This window comes from Bacteroides faecium (assembly GCF_012113595.1).
Classification (GTDB): Bacteria; Bacteroidota; Bacteroidia; order Bacteroidales; family Bacteroidaceae; genus Bacteroides; species Bacteroides faecium.
This window is the reverse complement of sequence record NZ_CP050831.1, coordinates 1,529,143-1,549,098: the sequence shown is the minus strand read 5'-3', so window position 1 is coordinate 1,549,098 and position 19,956 is coordinate 1,529,143. Positions and strand designations below refer to the sequence as shown.

The 19,956-nt window shown below is 46.7% G+C and carries 16 protein-coding genes; 9 read left to right on the top strand and 7 right to left on the bottom strand.

The features are described from left to right. Positions 1-2 precede the first annotated feature (2 nt). The 7 genes from BacF7301_RS05470 to BacF7301_RS05440 all read left to right on the top strand — a co-directional run bounded on the left by BacF7301_RS05470 (position 3) and on the right by BacF7301_RS05440 (position 7,831). Positions 3-2,198, top strand: coding sequence for a S9 family peptidase (locus tag BacF7301_RS05470; RefSeq protein WP_167960952.1), 2,196 nt, complete (start codon positions 3-5; stop codon positions 2,196-2,198). Between the two features lie 63 nt (positions 2,199-2,261). Next, complete coding sequence (gene purD / locus BacF7301_RS05465; RefSeq protein ID WP_167960950.1) at positions 2,262-3,536, top strand: phosphoribosylamine--glycine ligase; 1,275 nt, start codon at positions 2,262-2,264, stop codon at positions 3,534-3,536. A gap of 237 nt (positions 3,537-3,773) precedes the next feature. Further along, complete coding sequence (locus tag BacF7301_RS05460) at positions 3,774-4,784, top strand: hypothetical protein (protein WP_167960948.1); 1,011 nt, start codon at positions 3,774-3,776, stop codon at positions 4,782-4,784. Beyond that, positions 4,769-5,248 (top strand): YqaA family protein, encoded by a 480-nt coding sequence (locus tag BacF7301_RS05455; protein ID WP_167960946.1) that lies wholly within the window; start codon positions 4,769-4,771, stop codon positions 5,246-5,248. The genes BacF7301_RS05460 and BacF7301_RS05455 overlap by 16 nt, the downstream gene beginning before the upstream one ends. 52 nt (positions 5,249-5,300) lie before the next feature. Further along, complete coding sequence (gene mnmC2 / locus BacF7301_RS05450; RefSeq protein ID WP_167960944.1) at positions 5,301-6,074, top strand: tRNA (5-methylaminomethyl-2-thiouridine)(34)-methyltransferase MnmC2; 774 nt, start codon at positions 5,301-5,303, stop codon at positions 6,072-6,074. Positions 6,075-6,120: 46 nt separating this feature from the next. Then, the gene (locus BacF7301_RS05445) at positions 6,121-7,050 is read left to right on the top strand and encodes a metal ABC transporter solute-binding protein, Zn/Mn family (RefSeq protein WP_167960942.1); all 930 of its coding nucleotides are present in this window, start codon (positions 6,121-6,123) and stop codon (positions 7,048-7,050) included. A gap of 31 nt (positions 7,051-7,081) precedes the next feature. After that, positions 7,082-7,831, top strand: coding sequence for a metal ABC transporter ATP-binding protein (locus BacF7301_RS05440; protein ID WP_167960940.1), 750 nt, complete (start codon positions 7,082-7,084; stop codon positions 7,829-7,831). 180 nt (positions 7,832-8,011) lie between these two features. Here the strand turns inward: BacF7301_RS05440 and BacF7301_RS05435 are convergent, their stop codons facing one another. Continuing rightward, positions 8,012-8,650 carry a nucleotidyl transferase AbiEii/AbiGii toxin family protein gene (locus tag BacF7301_RS05435; protein ID WP_167960938.1) on the bottom strand — a complete coding sequence of 213 codons (639 nt, stop codon included), beginning with the start codon at positions 8,648-8,650 and terminating at the stop codon, positions 8,012-8,014. After that, positions 8,647-8,979 (bottom strand): hypothetical protein, encoded by a 333-nt coding sequence (locus BacF7301_RS05430; protein WP_167960936.1) that lies wholly within the window; start codon positions 8,977-8,979, stop codon positions 8,647-8,649. Before BacF7301_RS05430 ends, BacF7301_RS05435 begins: the two co-directional genes overlap by 4 nt. A gap of 236 nt (positions 8,980-9,215) precedes the next feature. Here BacF7301_RS05430 and BacF7301_RS05425 point away from each other — a divergent pair, with 236 nt between their 5' ends. Then, positions 9,216-12,629, top strand: coding sequence for a glycosyltransferase family 117 protein (locus tag BacF7301_RS05425; protein ID WP_167960934.1), 3,414 nt, complete (start codon positions 9,216-9,218; stop codon positions 12,627-12,629). Between the two features lie 114 nt (positions 12,630-12,743). After that, complete coding sequence (locus tag BacF7301_RS05420) at positions 12,744-13,358, top strand: polysaccharide deacetylase family protein (protein WP_167960932.1); 615 nt, start codon at positions 12,744-12,746, stop codon at positions 13,356-13,358. Between the two features lie 308 nt (positions 13,359-13,666). Here the strand turns inward: BacF7301_RS05420 and BacF7301_RS05415 are convergent, their stop codons facing one another. From BacF7301_RS05415 to BacF7301_RS05395, 5 genes are read right to left on the bottom strand one after another with little or no spacing between them, the layout of a single operon-like run. Beyond that, the gene (locus BacF7301_RS05415) at positions 13,667-15,304 is read right to left on the bottom strand and encodes a BACON domain-containing protein (RefSeq protein WP_167960930.1); all 1,638 of its coding nucleotides are present in this window, start codon (positions 15,302-15,304) and stop codon (positions 13,667-13,669) included. 30 nt (positions 15,305-15,334) lie between these two features. Next, positions 15,335-16,642, bottom strand: a complete 1,308-nt coding sequence (locus BacF7301_RS05410) for a zinc-dependent metalloproteinase lipoprotein (protein WP_167960928.1) — start codon at positions 16,640-16,642, stop codon at positions 15,335-15,337. A 13-nt stretch (positions 16,643-16,655) separates the two neighbouring features. Next, complete coding sequence (locus BacF7301_RS05405) at positions 16,656-17,801, bottom strand: Omp28-related outer membrane protein (protein ID WP_167960926.1); 1,146 nt, start codon at positions 17,799-17,801, stop codon at positions 16,656-16,658. 37 nt (positions 17,802-17,838) lie between these two features. Next, entirely contained in the window at positions 17,839-19,419 is a 1,581-nt protein-coding gene (locus BacF7301_RS05400) for a DUF6029 family protein (RefSeq protein WP_167960924.1), read from the bottom strand. Beyond that, entirely contained in the window at positions 19,416-19,907 is a 492-nt protein-coding gene (locus BacF7301_RS05395; protein ID WP_167960922.1) for a TlpA family protein disulfide reductase, read from the bottom strand. Before BacF7301_RS05395 ends, BacF7301_RS05400 begins: the two co-directional genes overlap by 4 nt. Between the last annotated feature and the right edge of the window lie 49 nt (positions 19,908-19,956).

Genomic DNA, 19,956 nt, shown 5'->3' with positions numbered 1-19,956 from the left:
CAATGAGTAAAATTGGAAAAAGAACCATCCTGTTGTTGATGGCACTACCAATCGGATTCAATGTTATGGCACAAGAAACCAAAAAGCCAACACTGGAAGAATTGATTCCGGGTGGCGAAAGCTACCTTTATGCAGAAAACCTGTACGGACTGCAATGGTGGGGTGATGAATGTATGAAGCCGGGCGTGGATACGCTCTATTCGATTCAGCCTAAAACGGGAAAAGAGACGATGGTCATCACCCGTGAACAAATCAACAAAGTACTTGCTGAAAATGAGGCTGGGAAATTATCACACCTGTACTCCATCCGCTTCCCGTGGGCGGACAAACCACAGATGCTATTCACAGTAGCAGGAAAGTTCATCACGTATGACTTTAAGAATAACCGCATTGTCAGCACCCTCAAGTTAAGAGAAAAGGCAAACAATGAGGACTATTGCGCAGCCAACGGCAACGTAGCTTACACAATAGGTAACAACCTGTACGTAAACGAACAAGCAGTGACCAACGAGCCCGAAGGCATCGTTTGCGGACAATCCGTACATCGCAACGAGTTCGGTATCAATAAAGGTACTTTCTGGAGTCCGAAAGGCAGCCTGCTCGCTTTCTACCGTATGGATGAAAGCATGGTTACACAATACCCGCTTGTAGACATTACCGCACGTGTGGGAAAAGTAAACAACGTCCGCTATCCGATGGCGGGAATGACCAGCCATAAAGTACAAGTAGGTATCTACAATCCTGCAACCGGAAAAAGCATTTACCTGAATACAGGCGACCCTACCGACCGTTACTTCACAAATATCAGTTGGTCGCCGGATGAGAAAAGTCTCTACCTCATAGAAGTGAATCGCGACCAGAATCACGCCAAACTTTGCCAATACAATGCAGAGACAGGTAACCTGATAGAAGTTCTTTATGAAGAGACGCATCCCAAATACGTCGAACCGCAAAATTCAATCGTATTCTTACCATGGGATGCCACCAAATTCATCTATCAAAGCCAGCGTGATGGTTACAATCACCTTTACCTCTTTGATACACGCACCAAGACGTACCCCGAAATACATTCCTCTGCAACAGGTGGAACATACCAGCAGTACTACAAGGTACGACAGTTGACCAAAGGCAATTGGCTGGTAAAAGACATCCTCGGCTTCAATGCCAAACGCAAAGAAATCATCTTCACCGCCATCGAAGGCTTGAAGAGCGGGCACTTTGCAGTAAATGTCAGCAACGGAAAGATAAGCCAACCGTTCAGCAGCTGCCAAGAAAGCGAACACAGCGGTATTCTTAACGCATCGGGCACTTATCTTATCGACCGTTATTCGACGAAAGACCAGACACGCACCATCAACCTGGTAGACACCAAGAGTTTTAAAGAAACTGCCAACCTGCTGACTGCCAAAAGTCCCTATGAAGGCTACCAAATGCCAAGCATCGAAACCGGAAGTATCAAAGCAGCCGACGGCATCACCGACCTGCACTACCGTCTCATGAAACCGGCAGACTTCGACCCGAACAAAAAATATCCGGTCATTGTCTACGTCTACGGCGGCCCTCACGCACAATGCGTCACCGGCGGATGGCAGAACGGCGCACGCGGATGGGATACTTACATGGCCAACAAAGGCTACATCATGTTCACCATCGACAACCGTGGCAGCAGTAACCGCGGACTGGAATTTGAAAACGCCACCTTCCGCCATCTCGGCATCGAAGAAGGCAAAGACCAGGTGAAAGGTGTAGAATACCTGAAATCCCTGCCATACGTAGACGGCGAGCGTATCGGCGTACACGGATGGAGCTTTGGCGGCCACATGACCACCGCCTTGCTACTCCGTTACCCGGAAATATTCAAAATAGGCGTTGCCGGCGGCCCTGTAATCGACTGGGGTTACTATGAAATCATGTACGGCGAACGCTATATGGACACTCCCGAAAGCAATCCCGAAGGCTACAAAGAATGTAACCTGAAGAACTTTGCCGGACAACTGAAAGGCCACCTATTGATTATCCATGACGACCACGACGACACATGTGTGCCACAGCATACACTGTCGTTCATGAAAGCCTGTGTAGATGCCCGCACCTACCCCGACCTGTTCATTTACCCGTGCCACAAGCACAACGTATCAGGCCGCGACCGTGTACATCTGCACGAGAAAATCACCCGGTACTTTGAACAGAACCTGTAAGCTGCAAAAAGTAACCGCATCCATATCCAGACAAATAACAGTATAACTTATAACAGTACAAAGATGAAGATATTATTACTAGGCTCGGGCGGCCGCGAACATGCAATGGCATGGAAAATTGCCCAAAGTCCGAAAGTTGAAAAACTATACATTGCCCCGGGTAATGCCGGAACAACTGCCGTAGGCGAGAATGTCAACATCAAAGCAACTGATTTTGAAGCTATCAGTACCTTCGCAAAGGAGAAAAACATCGAAATGATAGTAGTAGGCCCCGAAGACCCGTTGGTAGAAGGCATCTACGACTATTTCCAAGACCGTCCCGAGCTGAAACATATCGCCGTTATCGGCCCATCGGCAAAAGGAGCGCAACTGGAAGGAAGCAAGGAATTTGCCAAAGGCTTTATGATGCGCCATAATATCCCGACAGCCCGCTACAAAAGCATTACTGCCGAAAACCTTGAAGAAGGACTCGCTTTCCTCGAAACACTGGAAGCTCCCTACGTACTGAAAGCCGACGGTCTTTGCGCCGGAAAAGGCGTTCTTATCCTTCCTACACTGGACGAAGCGAAGAAGGAACTGAAAGAAATGCTGGGCGGAATGTTCGGTTCCGCATCCGCAACCGTTGTTATCGAGGAGTTCCTTAGCGGCATCGAATGCTCCGTATTCGTCCTGACAGACGGAGAGAACTACAAAGTCCTTCCCGTAGCCAAAGACTACAAACGTATCGGCGAAGGCGACAAAGGACTCAACACAGGCGGTATGGGCAGTGTAACCCCTGTCCCGTTTGCCGATGAAGTATATATGGAGAAGGTACGTACCCGCATCATCGAACCGACCATCAACGGACTGAAAGAAGAAAACATCACCTACAAAGGCTTCATCTTCCTCGGACTGATCCGAGTGAAAGGCGAACCGATGGTTATCGAATACAACGTCCGCATGGGCGACCCTGAAACAGAAAGCGTGATGCTACGCATCCAAAGCGATTTCGTCGAACTGCTTGAAGGCACAGCCGCAGGCAACCTGAACGAGAAAACACTGGAAATGGATTCGCGCTCGGCAGGTTGTGTAATCCTCGTCAGCGGCGGTTATCCCGAAGCCTACGAAAAAGGATTCCCCATCAACGGACTGGAACAGGCGGCCGCTACGGACAGTATCATCTTCCATGCCGGAACAGCCCTGAAAGACGGTCAGATAGTCACAAACGGCGGACGTGTCATTGCGGTCTGCTCTTACGGCGCAACGAAAGAAGAAGCACTGGCACAGAGCTACAAAGTGGCGGATATGATTGACTTCGACAAGAAATACTTCCGTCGCGACATCGGATTCGATTTGTAATAGAAAACAGATACTGTAGACTGTCCAAACAGAGTATTAACACCCTGTTTGCAGGCTATTAATAGTTGACTCGTCAAGTATTAACAGTTGAGCCGAGAAGTATTAACAGTTGGGAACTCAAGTATTAACACCTGAGAAGTTAGTTGCCAATACCGTTCAGGCAAGCTATTAGCACTCTGAACATCAAGTATTTGCATCTATAGAATCCAAAGTAGACAGATAACGAGTGATAGATTCATGAGAAATAAAAAACTACAAAATCAGATAACAGCAGGACGGCTCACCCTGCCTGCCGTTATCTTTATCTGCACCCTCTGCTGGGTGTCGACCTATTTTTTATTTCCCGACCTCATAACTTCCACCACACGGGAAAGCCTTCCCTCATTTTGGCAAGCTACCCGTGACTCTCTGCTCCCGAGTTGGGCGGAACGAATCGTCAGTTTTCTTGTTTACGCCGTTATCGGTTATTTCCTGATTGAGCTGAACAATCAGTTCGGCATTATCCGCATGAGGGCTTCGATGCAGACGGCTATTTACTTCCTGCTGGTCACCGCCTGTCCGGAGATGCATCTGTTATACGCAGGAGACATTGCTGCCCTGGCTTTCCTTATTTCGATTTATTTCTTATTCAGGAGTTATCAGCAATCGCGTGCGGCAGGCTATCTGTTCTATTCCTTCCTCTTTATCGGGGCGGGAAGCATCCTTTTTCCCCAGCTTACCGTGCTTTCTGTGCTTTGGTTGCTTGAAGCCTACCGGTTTCAGGCGCTTACGCCACGTAGTTTCTGCGGTGCATTGCTCGGATGGACGCTGCCTTACTGGATGTTGTTCGGACACGCCTTCTTCTACAATGAAATGGAACTGTTCTACCGTCCTTTCATCGAACTGACAACTTTCGGCGACGTCTTTAACTTGCAGATTCTCCAGACTTGGGAACTGGCAGTGCTCGGCTATTTGCTCGTGCTGTTCATTGTCAGCGCCGTTCATTGTATTGCCGCCGGCTTTGAAGACAAGATACGCACACGCGCCTATCTTCAATTCCTGATAGACCTGACTATCTTCCTCTTCCTGCTGATAGCCATCCAACCGAACTATTGCAGCGATTTGTTGCCGCTACTTATGATAAGTTGCAGCATTCTCATCGGGCACTTTTTTGTACTGACCAACAGTAAAAGCTCGAATGTGTTTTTTATTGTTTCACTGGTCAGTCTCATCCTCTTATTTGCATTTAATATATGGACGCTTTTATAGATTCAATCGTACAACTCCTCATAGAGTGGGGACTTCCGGGATTATTCATCTCGGCTTTACTGGCAGGAAGCATCGTGCCCTTCAGTTCCGAACTGGTACTGGTGACACTGGTGAAACTCGGCCTGCCCCCTGTCGCCTGCCTGCTGTCCGCCACTTTAGGCAATACGGTCGGCGGAATGACGTGCTACTACATGGGGCGTCTGGGCAAAATAAGCTGGATTGAGAAATATTTCAAAGTAAAGAAAGAAAAAGTAGATAAAATGGTGAACTTCCTGCAAGGAAAAGGAGCATTGATGGCATTCTTTGCCTTCCTTCCCGCCATCGGGGAAGTGATAGCCATTGCACTGGGATTTATGCGGAGCAATACATGGATTACCGTAGCTTCCATGTTTGTCGGCAAATTAGTACGTTATATCCTTCTTCTGTATGTGCTCGAAAGCGCCTGGGACGCAGTGGCAGGATAGGGGATTTTTCAAGTATTAAGTATCAGGTATTAAGTATTTTAGAGATTGCGTGATGAAAAGGATTATTGAGAGAACCGAAGACGGGAGTGCTACCCTGTTTGTTCCGGAATTGAATGAGCATTATCATTCAACGAAGGGAGCACGCACGGAGTCTCAACATATCTTCATTGATATGGGGCTTAAAGCGTCTGCCGCCATTTCTCCACGTGTCCTTGAGATAGGCTTCGGAACAGGACTAAACGCCTGGCTCACGCTCGAAGAAGCAGAAAGAAGCGGACGGAACGTACACTATACAGGTCTGGAACTGTATCCTCTGGAATGGCAGATGATAGAGCAACTGAACTATGTCACGAACGATGAACAAGTAACAGTGAACGGCGAACAGCAAACAGCCATCGAACTGTTTAAACAGCTCCACACATCTCCCTGGGAAGAAGAAGTAGAACTGACCCCGCACTTCACCTTACGGAAAGTACAAGAGGACTTTAAGAAGTTGAGAATGGAGAATGGAGAGTTGAGAGTGAACAATACCAATGACGGTACAATCAACTCTCAATTCTCAACTCTCAACTCTCCATTTAATCTCAACTCTCAATTTAATCTCGTCTACTTCGACGCCTTCGCCCCGGAAAAGCAGCCGGAAATGTGGTCGCAAGAACTATTCAACCGCCTTTATGTTTTATTAGCTAAAGACGGTATTCTCACCACCTACTGCGCAAAAGGCATTGTACGACGAATGTTGCAAGCAGCCGGATTCATCGTAGAACGTCTTCCGGGCCCCCCGGGCGGCAAACGGGAGATATTACGCGCCCGTAAACAAGAGTAAAAACAAGAATAAGATAAAAAGAAACCCTCGAAATAAAAGAAAAACCATGAGAAAGCAACTAAAAGATATAAGAACGCTCCTTCTCCTTAGTTCCTGCCTGTTAGTGGCAGCCTGCACAGGACGCTCGTCCAAAAGTAATAACGGCGATGAGGAAAAACCGGTGATTACCGTCACACTCGAACCGCAGCGTTACTTCACCGAAGCCATCGCAGGAGATAAGTTCAAGGTAGTCAGCATGGTTCCCAAAGGTTCCAGTCCGGAGACATACGACCCTGTCCCCCAACAGCTTGTTTCCCTCGGAGATAGCAAAGCTTATTTCCGCATCGGATACATCGGCTTCGAACAGACCTGGATGGAACGTTTGATGAACAATACGCCCCATATCCAAGTATTCGATACTTCCAAAGGCATCGACCTCATCCTGAACAACGGCGACCATGACCACGGACACGGACATGGCCCCCATGACGGCCATACCCACGCCGTAGAGCCGCACGTATGGAATTCTACCGCCAATGCACTAATCATCGCCGGAAACACCTACAAAGCCCTCAGCCAACTGGATAAAGCCAACGATGCATACTATATGGCACGTTACGACTCTCTCTGTCAGCGTATCCAGCATACCGACAGCCTGATTCGTCAACAACTCTCCGCACCGGAAGCTGCCAAAGCCTTTATGATTTACCATCCTGCACTCTCCTACTTCGCCCGCGACTACGGATTGCATCAGATTTCTATCGAGGAAGGCGGCAAAGAGCCTTCTCCCGCCCATCTGAAAGACCTGATAGACCTCTGCAAGGAAGAAGATGTACGTGTAATTTTCGTTCAGCCGGAATTTGACAAACGCAATGCGGAAACCATCGCGCAACAGACCGGAACGAAGGTTGTCCCCATCAACCCTTTAAGCTACGACTGGGAAGAAGAGATGCTGAATGTAGCCAAAGCTCTCGCTCCTACCGAAACAAAAGAATAAACGACTAGAAAACAATATCAGAGAAAGCCCAATGACAAAGCCAATTATCGAAATAAAGAATCTTTCTGCCGGATACGACGGCCGCAACGTTCTCCATGACATTAATCTTGCTGTCTACGAACGGGATTTTCTAGGTATTATCGGCCCGAACGGCGGTGGAAAGACAACGCTTATAAAATGTATCCTGGGGTTGCTAAAGCCCACCGGCGGGGAGATTATATTCAATTGCAAGCCTTCACTGGGCTATCTGCCCCAATACAGCACCATTGACCGGAAGTTTCCCATCTCGGTAGAAGAAGTGATCCTCTCCGGCCTAAGCATACAGAAGTCACTTTCATCCCGGTTCACGCCCGAACAGAAGGAGAAAGGTGGACAAGTCATCGCCCGCATGGGGCTCGAAGGGCTTGAACACCGTGCTATCGGACAATTAAGCGGCGGACAGTTGCAACGCGCTCTTTTAGGACGCGCCATCATCTCCGACCCTTCAGTGCTTATTCTGGATGAACCCAGCACATACATTGACAAGCGTTTTGAAGCACGTCTCTATGAGTTACTCGCTGAAATCAATAAAGAGTGTGCCATTATTCTCGTTAGCCATGACATCGGCACCGTGCTGCAACAGGTGAAGTCTATCGCCTGTGTCAATGAAACGCTGGATTACCATCCGGACGCCGGTGTCACTACCGAATGGTTGGAAAGGAATTTCAACTGCCCTATCGAGTTGCTCGGACACGGGACATTGCCACACCGCATTTTGGGAGAACATCATCACGACCATTAAAGAGCTATGGTATTGGGCATATATAGATGCTGCAACTCAACTGTTAATACCCTACGAAGGATCTACACCTTACTAAAGAAAGGTGGAACAGATGAACATTCATTCAAGAACATTGGAACAGATTATCGTTTTAATAATATATTAGCGATTAAAATCCGATTGTAAATATACAGTGATAGTTTATAACAGACTAGACTTTATATAAGATTCTATTTCTTGTGCAGTCACAGCATAAACAGGTTCAAGTTGCTCAAAATGGGCATCTCTTGCAAAGCGGCTACCATTAGTAAGGATTGCCAGAAGGTTTTTAGACTTCAATTTATGCCCGGAGTAACTTAAAGCCAAGGAGACTAAATCATTAACCGGCACGCCTGACTTCAAGATGGAATAAATATCGTAATAATCACGGAAATTACTTCTACGTAACATTACTTCCATTTTCATCGCTCCAATAGACTTCACATCAGCAAGCTTCAGATTATTCAAGTAATCCACAGGCTCACTGACAGGAGAATATTTAGGACAGGCATAAAATGAGAATTTCACTCCGGATACAAGATATTCTACATGATCTATATCCAAAATATCCTTGTGTTGAATATTCCCAACCGTAGCAAGTTCTTTCTCTATCTGATACCAGGCTACTTCCATTTTCTCCGCCTTAGAAACACGCCATTTCATAAAATCCAAGTCCTCACTTTGGCGAGTTCCGATTTGCAAAGACAAAGCAGTCCCCCCTACCAGAAGATAAGGCTTGATGCAATCCAGTTTGGAGACTGCTTCAAAGACTTGTTTTGTATGTGGAGCCAACCCTTTCATGCAAACATTTTATTTAGGTGACGAGTTGCCATAGACTTTATATAAGCATCCGGTTTCTTTACTTTGAAATAGTACCACGCAAAAAAACGATTCAGTGTATAGAGATATTCCTCCTGCGGAACAAGGTAATCCAACCAAACCTGCTTTATTTTCTTGAAAGGATATATCAGAAAGAGTTGGTTAATCTCCTCCAAATCAAGATGCAACAAAGTATTCTCAATCAATATATCATCCGGAATATCCTTGATTGAGGCTTCACTGTACGACCAAAAGCAATGTTCTTGCTTCAATTTCGACAATAATTCCTGCTTTATTGCATTAATAGGCATAAGTTACTGTTTATTAGCTAAGACAAAAATAGCCTTTTATTGCCAATAAACAAACGTTTTTATTAGTAATAAACATAAATCATAGATAAAACCAAGTGAAAAAACATTTGTATCATATTTCATATTCTCAACATCCTTATACTTAATAATTCTTACTTTCTTCTCCTATATACAGGTAAATCACTATCTTTGCGACCGCATAACGCGTTTTTAACGAATAAACTACCATAGTGCTAATGAAACAGTACAGAACCGTAAACAACCTCATGGGTTGGCTTACATTCATCATTGCGGCAACAGTCTATTGTCTCACGATAGAGCCGACCGCAAGTTTCTGGGATTGCCCTGAGTTTATAACCACCGGCTACAAACTGGAAGTCGGTCACCCGCCCGGCGCACCTTTCTTTATGCTGATGGCGAATCTGTTTACCCAATTTGCTTCCGACGTAACCACCGTTGCGAAAATGGTGAATTATATGAGTGCCCTGATGAGTGGTGCCTGTATCCTGTTCCTCTTTTGGAGCATCACACACCTGGTTCGTAAACTGATTATCACTGACGAAAACAATATAACTAAAGGACAGCTTGTTACTATCATGGGCAGCGGACTGGTCGGCGCACTGGTCTATACGTTCAGTGACACATTCTGGTTCTCGGCCGTAGAAGGTGAAGTATATGCTTTCTCTTCTCTGTTTACTGCTGTCGTTTTCTGGTTGATTCTGAAGTGGGAAGACGTAGCCAATCAGCCGCACAGTGACCGTTGGATTATCCTGATTGCTTATCTGACAGGATTAAGTATTGGCGTGCACTTGCTGAACCTGCTTTGTCTGCCCGCCATCGTACTGGTTTACTATTATAAGAAAACTCCGAATGCCACTGCGAAAGGCTCGCTATTGGCACTCGTTGGCTCCGGCGTACTGGTGGCTGCCGTTCTCTACGGCATCGTGCCGGGCATCGTGAAAGTAGGCGGCTGGTTCGAACTGCTGTTCGTCAACAGTTTGGGAATGCCGTTCAACACAGGCGTAGTAGTTTATATCATCCTGCTTGCAGCCTCTCTTATTTGGGGTGTATACGAAAGTTATACCGAGAAGAACAAGATGCGCATGGCTATCTCCTTCATCGTGACGATTGCCTTGCTTGGTATCCCATTCTACGGGCATGGGGCAAGCAGCATTGTTATCGGCATCCTTGTTATTGCCGCATTGGGGCTCTATCTTGCCCCTAGCGTACAAGAGAAGATTAAAGAGAAATGGCGTATTTCCGCCCGCACCATGAATACGGCATTGCTGTGTACCATGATGATTGTAATCGGATATTCTTCTTACGCACTAATCGTTATCCGTTCTACCGCCAACACTCCGATGGACCAGAACTCACCGGAAGATATATTCACGCTGGGCGAATACCTTGGTCGTGAACAATACGGAACACGTCCTCTGTTCTACGGTCCCGCTTTCTCTTCGAAAGTGGCACTCGACGTAAAAGACGGATATTGCGTTCCTCGCCAATCGGAAACGGGAAGCAAATATGTCCGCAAGGAAAAGACTTCACCGGACGAAAAAGACTCTTATATCGAACTCCCGGGACGTATCGAATACGAATACGCACAGAATATGCTTTTCCCGCGTATGTATAGCTCGTCACACGCCCCGCTCTACAAGCAATGGGTGGACATCAAAGGCTATGACGTGCCTTACGACCAATGCGGCGAAATGGTAATGGTGAATATGCCTACCCAATGGGAGAATATCAAGTTCTTCTTCTCCTACCAGTTGAATTTCATGTATTGGCGTTACTTCATGTGGAACTTTGCCGGACGGCAGAACGACATACAGAGCACCGGAGAGATAGAACATGGTAACTGGATTACCGGTATTCCGTTCATCGACAACCTGCTGGTAGGCAATCAGGAATTGCTTCCACAGGATCTGAAGAATAATAAAGGACACAATGTGTTCTACTGCCTGCCGTTAATTCTCGGCTTGATAGGACTCTTCTGGCAGGCTTATCACAGCCAGCGGGGTATCCAGCAATTCTGGGTGGTATTCTTCCTGTTCTTTATGACGGGTATCGCCATCGTGCTCTACCTCAACCAGACACCTGCACAGCCCCGTGAGCGAGATTATGCCTACGCCGGCTCGTTCTATGCCTTTGCCATCTGGGTAGGTATGGGAGTGGCAGGCATCATCCGCATGCTGCGCGAATACTGCAAGATGCAGGAACTTCCGGCAGCCGCCCTGGCATCTGTCCTTTGTCTATTTGTTCCCATCCAAATGGCGGGACAAACCTGGGATGACCATGACCGCAGCGGACGTTTCGTAGCCCGCGACTTCGGTCAAAACTACCTGATGACTTTGCAGGAAGAGGGTAATCCGATAATCTACACCAACGGTGACAACGATACTTTCCCTTTGTGGTACAACCAGGAAACGGAAGGTTTCCGTACAGATGCCCGTACCTGTAACTTGAGTTACCTGCAAACCGACTGGTATATCGACCAGATGAAACGTCCGGCTTACGATTCTCCGTCGCTTCCTATCACTTGGGACCGTGTACAGTACGTGGAAGGACAGAATGAGTATATCTCTATCCGCCCGGAAATGAAAGCCCTTATCGACAGCTACTTCAAGCAAGCCAATGAACTGGCAGCACAGGGAGACACGACTATTCTGTCACTCGTTCATTCCATCTTCGGCGAGAATCCTTATGAACTGAAGGAAATCATCAACCGCTGGATGCTCGGCAAGAACGACCAGTTGAAGGAGCTTCTCAAAAAGTCCGGCAAGGATATACAATTACCGCTTATCCCTACGGACAGCATCGTAATGAAGATAGACAAGGAAGCCGTACGCCGCTCCGGCATGAAAATACCGGAAGCATTGGGCGACTCCATCCCCGAATACATGACTATCACCCTGAGAGACGCCAACGGCAACCCGAAACGCGCCCTCTACAAGAGTGAACTGATGATGCTCGAAATGCTTGCCAACGCCAACTGGGAACGTCCTATCTACATGGCAATCACCGTAGGCAGCGAGAACCATCTAGGCATGGGCAACCACTTCACACAAGAAGGCCTTGCCTACCGCTTCACTCCGTTCGATACGGACAAGCTCGACAGCAAGATAGACAGCGAGAAGATGTACGACAACCTGATGAACAAGTTCAAGTTTGGCGGCATCGACAAACCGGGTATCTACATCGACGAGAACGTGATGCGTATGTGCTACACGCACCGCCGTGTCTTCACACAGCTTGTAGGGCAGCTCATCAAGGAAGGCAAGAAAGACAAGGCTCTTGCAGCCCTTGACTATGCCGAAAAGATGATTCCGGCCTACAACGTACCATACGACTGGGCAAACGGCGCTTTCCAGATGGCAGAATCTTATTATCAACTGGAACAAACCGAGAAGGCCAACAAGATTATCGACGAACTTGCCAACAAGTCGCTCGAATACATGATTTGGTATCTCAGCCTGACTGATAGCCAGCTTGCCATTGCCAGCGAGAATTTCGTATATAACGCCAGCTTGCTTGACGCCGAAATCCGCTTAATGGAGAAATACAAATCAGCAGAACTTGCAAAACACTACTCCGAACAACTCGACCAACTATACAACGAGTATGTTACGAGAATGAAAGGGAAATAATTTAAGTATAAAGCAGTAAGTATTAAGTATCAACCGCAACTTCTTCCGGCATATTTTCCGGCACGGTAAAATACTTAATACTTATTGCTTGGATACATCAAAACACAGACTCTCATGTTTATAGAACAACCACCCTGGCTTTTACGGGCGTTGTATCCACAAGCTATTTTCCGAATGGACCCGAACGAGCGGGCAGTCTACCTGACTTTTGACGACGGTCCTATCCCCGAAGTAACTCCCTGGGTACTGAATGTACTGGAAAAGCATGCTATCAAGGCTACCTTCTTCATGGTAGGCGACAATATACGAAAACACCCGGACGAATACCGGATGGTGGTAGAGCACGGACACCGCATCGGCAACCATACTTTCAACCATATCCGCGGATTCGAATATTCCAACCCGGATTATCTGGCAAATGCCAGAAAGGTGGACGAGATTATTCACTCGGACCTCTTCCGCCCGCCACACGGACATATGGGATTCCGGCAATATTATACGCTGCGCTATCATTACCGCATCATTATGTGGGATCTTGTAACCCGCGATTACAGTAAGCGGATGAGCCCGGAGCAGGTACTGAACAACGTAAAGCGGTATGCCCGCAATGGTTCTATCATTACTTTCCATGACTCCCTGAAATCCTGGAACAACGGAAACCTGCTATATGCGCTGCCCCGTTCCATCGAGTTTTTAAAGGCGGAAGGGTATGAGTTTAAAGTATTCTAATCTGCAATAATAAAGAATCGTTTCTCCCAAGAAAACGAAAAGCGTGAAAGCCGAAGCCTTGCGCCCCGGCTTTTCTTCATTTAAGGCATGTTTTCGGCTCAAATTCGAACGATTTCCGTCTGAGCCATCATCTGAACATCTTCAAGTAGATGCACCGGATAAGAGGCCAAATTCATACATACAAAAAAATAGCCGTTTTATCACAAAACAGCTATTCCAGAACAAATAATGTAAGCCAAACCCTAGTTAATAAATTTATGGTCAGACTTATCTAAGCGCGCTCGCTTTAACATACTATTCAAAACATATTATTTCTTCAGTCGGCTACGAACAGGTTTGGCAGCAAATGATTTCAATCCGCTTCCGTCCGTATGTTTCTTCTGCAACAAACTCTTCATAGAAGAACTATCTGCAACAGATGATAAGGCAAATCCCGACATTCTCTTCGCAGTCAGATAAGCGTCGAATTCCGCAGCCGGAGATACACTACTCTTCGTAACCGTTATATTTTCTTTATATACTGTACCCGGATTACCATCGGCATCCATTGCTACACCGACCAATACCAAAGGAAGATCATAGGATACTATAGCCATGATAAGGTTTCCGTCATCTCCCTGGTTCAGGGCTAAATTGAGATACTCTTCATCCGTAAGTTTCCTGCCTAATCTTGCCTCCTCTGCGTCAATAGACGCTTGAGTAAACATAGCGGTATAAATTGATGATGCCCCATCCGCTTTTATATTAGCAGCAATAATTACATCCTCGGCAGTCACAGTCATACCGGCAAATAGCTCCGGATGTTGCTTCTGAACTTCCAAAGCATCGAAATATTTCTTGTCAGGCAAGCTATAAGTTATATCGGACTGCTGGGCTTCTTTCGTCTTACAGGTAGCTTTAACAACCCCGGTAGTAGCTACTCCGCCGGCACGCCCCATAGCAAGAATAGTGTACTCCGTATTCGGTGAAAGGTTATTAAACAATGCGTCTTTATTATTTCCGGCTTCCAAAGTATAATTCTTGTTTAATAATTCTTTGGTCAACTGATCGTCTGTCAATCCGGAAATATCTTTAGTCGCAGCATAAACAAGCACATAAGAGTCAGGCGTAGTCGCTGTTATATCTGCCGTCACACTACGGACAGTTTCCTCAGTAACATCAATAGTAATTGTGTTGCTTACCCGACCTGCCGCCGGCGTGGTCACCTTCTGTTTGATAACAGGTGTAGCCAGTTCGTTATCACTTGCGATACCATAACAATATACATAGTACTCCGTTTCCGGCTCCAACAGCGTTATAGTCCCATTACTAACCGAACCTTTCATAAACAGGATGTCCAAAACCTGGTCCAACGTCATTTCTGCCATATCAGCCAGTTCTTGATAGCCGGACATCTCATTATCAAAGAAAGCCTCATCACTTATATACCCGTCCATATCCTCTACCGGCAAGGCGCCCAGCATATACCGCATATTTGCGTCCTTTGGGACCATACCCAATTGTATCCAGCTAGAGCCGGTTTCTCCTAATGTAATCACGAAATCAGGGTCACCAGCCGCCTGTTTGACGACGAACGAAGTTTTTACATCCTCATTCACGTCATCCGAATAGGTAACAGTCACCTTCGCTTCACGGGCCTCAGTTTCCGTATTCGCCGCAACATCAAAAGTAATTTTGTTTGCCGTGCCGGTTTTAAGATTACGCACCCATTCCCGGTCGGAAGTCGCACGGACGGAAGAGTTGGCGCCTGCATTTTCCAATGTATAAGTGACAGAAGAATTTCCACCTTCTGCAAGCAGAGTGACACTCTCCGCATTCAACTTGAATTCAACTTTTGCCGCAGGCTCTGTTGCCGGTTCATCATCGTCCCCACAGGCAACGGTTCCCAATAAGCAACCTAATGCCAGAACAGGATATACCATCCATTTTTCCACTAATTTTCTCATAAGAATTCAATCTAAATTAATAATACAAAATTATTTCATAACCTCCATAGGGAGTTCAAGCATACCCGATACCCGCGTTTCCGCTTTAGCCTGCCGATTTTTGGGACCGGGAATAAACGCACCATGCTCCAGTATGTAACGCACCCTCTCAGCCTGGTGAGGGGTAAACACATTGAAATACGAAATAGAGTAATCCATGATATTGTCCGATATAAACTCATCACCGCTCTCACAGTCATCACGCATGACCAGTTCATCCAAATGTTGCATATAATTTTGACCATAAGCCTGCAAAATACGGATGTACGAAGTCCGGTCGTAAGTAGGGGTATCTTCACAGAAATCTGTATCCGAACAGCCGTAAATAGCTTCGGAAAACACATGCCTTAAACCAAGATAATGCCCCAATTCATGCGCGATGGTTTCAATGACATAAGTATCCGTCCCTTCCGGCGTTTCGGGAGTCAGAGAAGCACCGGTATCATAGATATATTTGTTATTGATGGATATGCACTGCGGACGGTTCAAGTTTTCCTGTCCCGGCACACCACCCTTCCACGCGCTGCATCCCGGCAATTCATCAGGATAAACGGTAAAGGGAAATTGTGCAATGCCAAGAACGCTTGCATCCGAGAAAGTGTACAGCATAATATTAATATACCTGTCCGGATCCCAAATCAAATCCAGATGACGCTGCTCGCGGCTGTTCATAAAGTCTTCACAGTTCATTTTTCCGGTAGTCCATGCCACCCGGTTCACCCCCGGTTCTTCAAGTGCATTGCCCTGAGGGTCATCCGTAGCCATCACAAACTCCAGATTCATTTCCTGACCGGACTCCCGATAAAGTCTGTTTACTTCGCCTATTACTTTCTCCAAATGTCCGGGAGTTATATACTGATACCTATCATTCTTATTGACATAAAGCATCTGGAATACGACCGGAAGTTTATAATATCCCCCGGCAACGAACACAGGAGCCAACTGATTGACAGTCACCGTCACTTCCCGCACCTTATCCGTAGACGATAGTTTTACAGAAGCCGTACGCGCTTCCTGCGTGAGATTCTCGGCTATCTTCAGCCGGATATCCGCATCACCCGAACCAGTGTTTCCGGAAAGTGCCACACACCATGCCTTATCACTCTCTACTGTCCATTCAACATTACTTTTGACAGAAACCGTAAGTGTGGAATTTCCCGCGTCAACATTATCATAGACCGCAGAAGCGACTTCGAGAAAGGCGGGAGGCACCTCCCCCTTTCCGTCATCGTCGCTACATCCCGCCATGAATAACAGCATACACCACATCCACAGGCAGTCTAACCACTTACAATTCATCTGTACGGAGCTATTACTCATATTCAAAAGCCACACTATTATTAATCGGGCAAGTAATGACATTATTTACCGTGAACTTACCGTCTTTCGGAGCAGTGACGAATATGACAACCCTGCATTTTGCCAATGACGCTACCTTCGCGTCCGCCAGATTCAATGTGCAGACATACTCCTTCACACTGCCTTTGGTTGAAGATGCGTTTTCTCCCAACTGGACACCATAAGCACTCGCGGCAGAACTAATACGCAATACATTGTTGTGTATAGAGAAGTTGTCCTTGTCAGTCAGCCCGGTACTGTTCACCTGGTCTGCCCGGATTCCATCCTCCAACAACCAAGCCGCAATACGGTACTTCCCGTCTGCCCCTATCTTTACTCTGGCACGCACAGTCAGTATGCCGCTATTTTCAGTACCACTGACGGAAGCGGAAATACCCACATGAACAGCGTCCCGCAGAGTGTTGGAGACAGCTCCGGAAATAGCTGAAGCCGTAGCCGCAGGCTCACCTTGATGTTGAACTTTATTTCTACTGTCAAGGTTCAAGCTCAATGTCGGATAACCGCTAACACTCAACCATTGATTGACAGCATCAGAATAATCGTTAGCCATCACATCACCATTATGGGCTGCCGCAAAAACAGCATCGCCCGTATTAGCGTCGCTCTCCAGATAACTTTTAATGCCGGCCGTCATATAAGGGCAATATTGACACCACGTTCCCGTAGATTGCACCACCAGTACACGATGTACAAATCCGTCGAACTTATCTGCCTGCGGGTCATCCGGGATATCCGGTATTCCGGCAATCGCCTTTATCGTGATTTTATCGGAAATCTCACCCTCATAACTTGCAAAAAACGTATAATCGCCTACTTTAGTGGTAGTGAAACTTGTGCCGGCAAATACATCATTGCCCAGATATATTTTAGCCTTATCAGTAATATCCGTATCCCCCATCCTGACAGTAAACACAGCAGCATCCCGTCCGTCATTATTAATAAACGAAGCAGAAGCGGATAAAACTAATTTTCCTTCAGGATTGGTTCCCCCGCCATTGCCACCCGGTTCGTCACCCTCTCCGTCATTGCCGGAGCAGGAGATAAAAAACAAACAGGCGCAAAGCATCGCCAACAGATTCAATAAATCAAACTTTCTCATAATCATTCGTTTTAGATAAAACAATAATAACCATCCGTTAAAAAGAAGAAGTCACAATGAGGTTGACTCCCGTATAGGCCGGGCTATACCTGCAAACACCACCCGAACAAACATATCCGGCTCGGTTGCGCCCATATCCCAACTGCACACGGGTACTTTTCTTTGTATAGCTCACGGAACCGTTGTAATAATGTATCTTCGTGGAACCATTGTTATACATATCGCTCACACTGAAACTCCATCGGGGCGCTATGCTGAACTCCAACAACGCGGCCATCCAATCTTTCTCATAATCAGTAGAATATAGGTACTGCAACTCCAACCGCAACGCCATCTTCCGGTTAAACTTGTACGTGTTATCCAGCACAAAAATGTTCGAAACATAAGTCACGTCATTTATTCCGTGTGACGGGCTCCATTCCTGAACGGAAACCAGTGCCGCACTTTTCCACTGGTTATTCCAGCGGTGTTCCACATCTGCGTTAATGTCCCTCCACATCAGACGCGATTTCTTTGTGATATCCTTGTCCGAATAATACATGGACGCGTTAGCGTGAAAATTCCAGTAATTACTTCTGTTTGAAGCAGGACGGAACGAATAATACACATCCGCCTGTCCCCCGCTCTCCCCTTCCGCATTTGTCTGGTAAGGGTTCAGGTTTGCCAGCATATAGGTGTATTGCCTGGTTAGTGCGGGCAGATAGTTCAGTACATTTCCGCTTCCCTCTCCGGTCAGTGTGAGCCTGGTGTTCATATGTTCCAACCGACGATAGGTAGCCAGAGCGGAGAAACTTTTATATGTATAACCTAATTCTGCCAATATCGCTTTCCCTTTCACCATTTCCGAAGAGGCAGGCAACGGCAAGTCCTTGCCCTTGTCCACATATTCCACACGGGCATCCAGCCCCTGCCAACCCAGGCTTCCCCCGATAGCATACATGTCAAGGTTGGAAGTCGTCAGCCTGTCTACAAAGTCCGGATTATCTTTCAAGTCCTCATACCGGTTTACATAACTGCCTTCAAGGTTGAAATTCACTTGTTTCAATCCCAGAATATCCGAAACGGAAAGATTCATGTTTGCTCCCCGGACGGATGAGCCGGCATAGTCAAGATACAGGCGCGGACGCCCGTACATCGCTTTCAGCGAAACATAATTCTTATATTCGTAGTGTCCGCTCAATCCTTCCACAGAGTTATTAAATCCCAGCGTACGGTCTTCATAACTGCGGAAAATCAATCCGCTGCCATATTGGTCGAATATATCGCCCACACGGAATCCAAAGTCACCATCTTCCCAACTGACATATTTTGTCCCTAACAAAGTACGTTTACCGTTTCCATAGGTAGCATAATCGTATCCCTGCAAAGCAGGCAGATAACCTTCCAGTTGTACACCGGCAGAAAAACGCCCTTTTGTATAATCCAGCTTCAGATAGCTGTTCGAGCCGAAATGGTCGTCCGGATTGGCGGCAGACGACGCGTCGAGCTTGCTGTCTTTCACGTAATAGATATTATTCGTTTCCAGACTCCCCCTCAAAGTGCCTTTATCCGTCGCATCCTGCGCGTAAAGTGAAGCGGCAGCTCCCAATACGCAGCCTAAAATGATTCCTTTTTTCATTCAGCTTTCAGTTCCTTTAGTTTGTCGAGCAGTTCATTCTCACTACCCGGCGTATATCCGGTATGCGAATAGACTATTTTTCCCTTTCCATCTACAATGAACGTCTGCGGAGTGAGAGATACATTCAATGCCCGTTTCAAGTCCTGGTTCTTATCAAACACACATGTAAACTGCCATCCGAACCCTTTCGCCATCGAACGTGCACGCGAGGTGAAACGGCTATCGTCCACAGATACGGCAACGATATTGAAATCGACTTCTTTACGCCACTCATCCATCACTTCGTTCAACGCATTCAGCTCCGTAATGCAAGGTTTGCACGTCACCCCCCAAAATGAGAGGATAAACGGTTTTCCGTCCACCAATGAAGCTACTTCAATCTGTTTCCCGTCCGCATTCTCCACTTTCACATTCGGCAATGACTGCGCATCCGCCATAAGAGTGGAAAAGACAAGGAAGATTCCCATTATTATACTGTTCTTTTTCATTGTATGAAGCATTCCTTTATTTAATAAAAGGCGCACCGGAAAGAAACCG

Coding starts and splice junctions, on each gene's coding strand:
- BacF7301_RS05470 (WP_167960952.1), top strand. CDS start 3: ATGAGTAAAATTGGAAAAAGAACCATCCTGTTGTTGATGGCACTACCA.
- purD (WP_167960950.1), top strand. CDS start 2,262: ATGAAGATATTATTACTAGGCTCGGGCGGCCGCGAACATGCAATGGCA.
- BacF7301_RS05460 (WP_167960948.1), top strand. CDS start 3,774: ATGAGAAATAAAAAACTACAAAATCAGATAACAGCAGGACGGCTCACC.
- BacF7301_RS05455 (WP_167960946.1), top strand. CDS start 4,769: ATGGACGCTTTTATAGATTCAATCGTACAACTCCTCATAGAGTGGGGA.
- mnmC2 (WP_167960944.1), top strand. CDS start 5,301: ATGAAAAGGATTATTGAGAGAACCGAAGACGGGAGTGCTACCCTGTTT.
- BacF7301_RS05445 (WP_167960942.1), top strand. CDS start 6,121: ATGAGAAAGCAACTAAAAGATATAAGAACGCTCCTTCTCCTTAGTTCC.
- BacF7301_RS05440 (WP_167960940.1), top strand. CDS start 7,082: ATGACAAAGCCAATTATCGAAATAAAGAATCTTTCTGCCGGATACGAC.
- BacF7301_RS05435 (WP_167960938.1), bottom strand. CDS start 8,650: ATGAAAGGGTTGGCTCCACATACAAAACAAGTCTTTGAAGCAGTCTCC.
- BacF7301_RS05430 (WP_167960936.1), bottom strand. CDS start 8,979: ATGCCTATTAATGCAATAAAGCAGGAATTATTGTCGAAATTGAAGCAA.
- BacF7301_RS05425 (WP_167960934.1), top strand. CDS start 9,216: ATGAAACAGTACAGAACCGTAAACAACCTCATGGGTTGGCTTACATTC.
- BacF7301_RS05420 (WP_167960932.1), top strand. CDS start 12,744: ATGTTTATAGAACAACCACCCTGGCTTTTACGGGCGTTGTATCCACAA.
- BacF7301_RS05415 (WP_167960930.1), bottom strand. CDS start 15,304: ATGAGAAAATTAGTGGAAAAATGGATGGTATATCCTGTTCTGGCATTA.
- BacF7301_RS05410 (WP_167960928.1), bottom strand. CDS start 16,642: ATGAATTGTAAGTGGTTAGACTGCCTGTGGATGTGGTGTATGCTGTTA.
- BacF7301_RS05405 (WP_167960926.1), bottom strand. CDS start 17,801: ATGAGAAAGTTTGATTTATTGAATCTGTTGGCGATGCTTTGCGCCTGT.
- BacF7301_RS05400 (WP_167960924.1), bottom strand. CDS start 19,419: ATGAAAAAAGGAATCATTTTAGGCTGCGTATTGGGAGCTGCCGCTTCA.
- BacF7301_RS05395 (WP_167960922.1), bottom strand. CDS start 19,907: ATGAAAAAGAACAGTATAATAATGGGAATCTTCCTTGTCTTTTCCACT.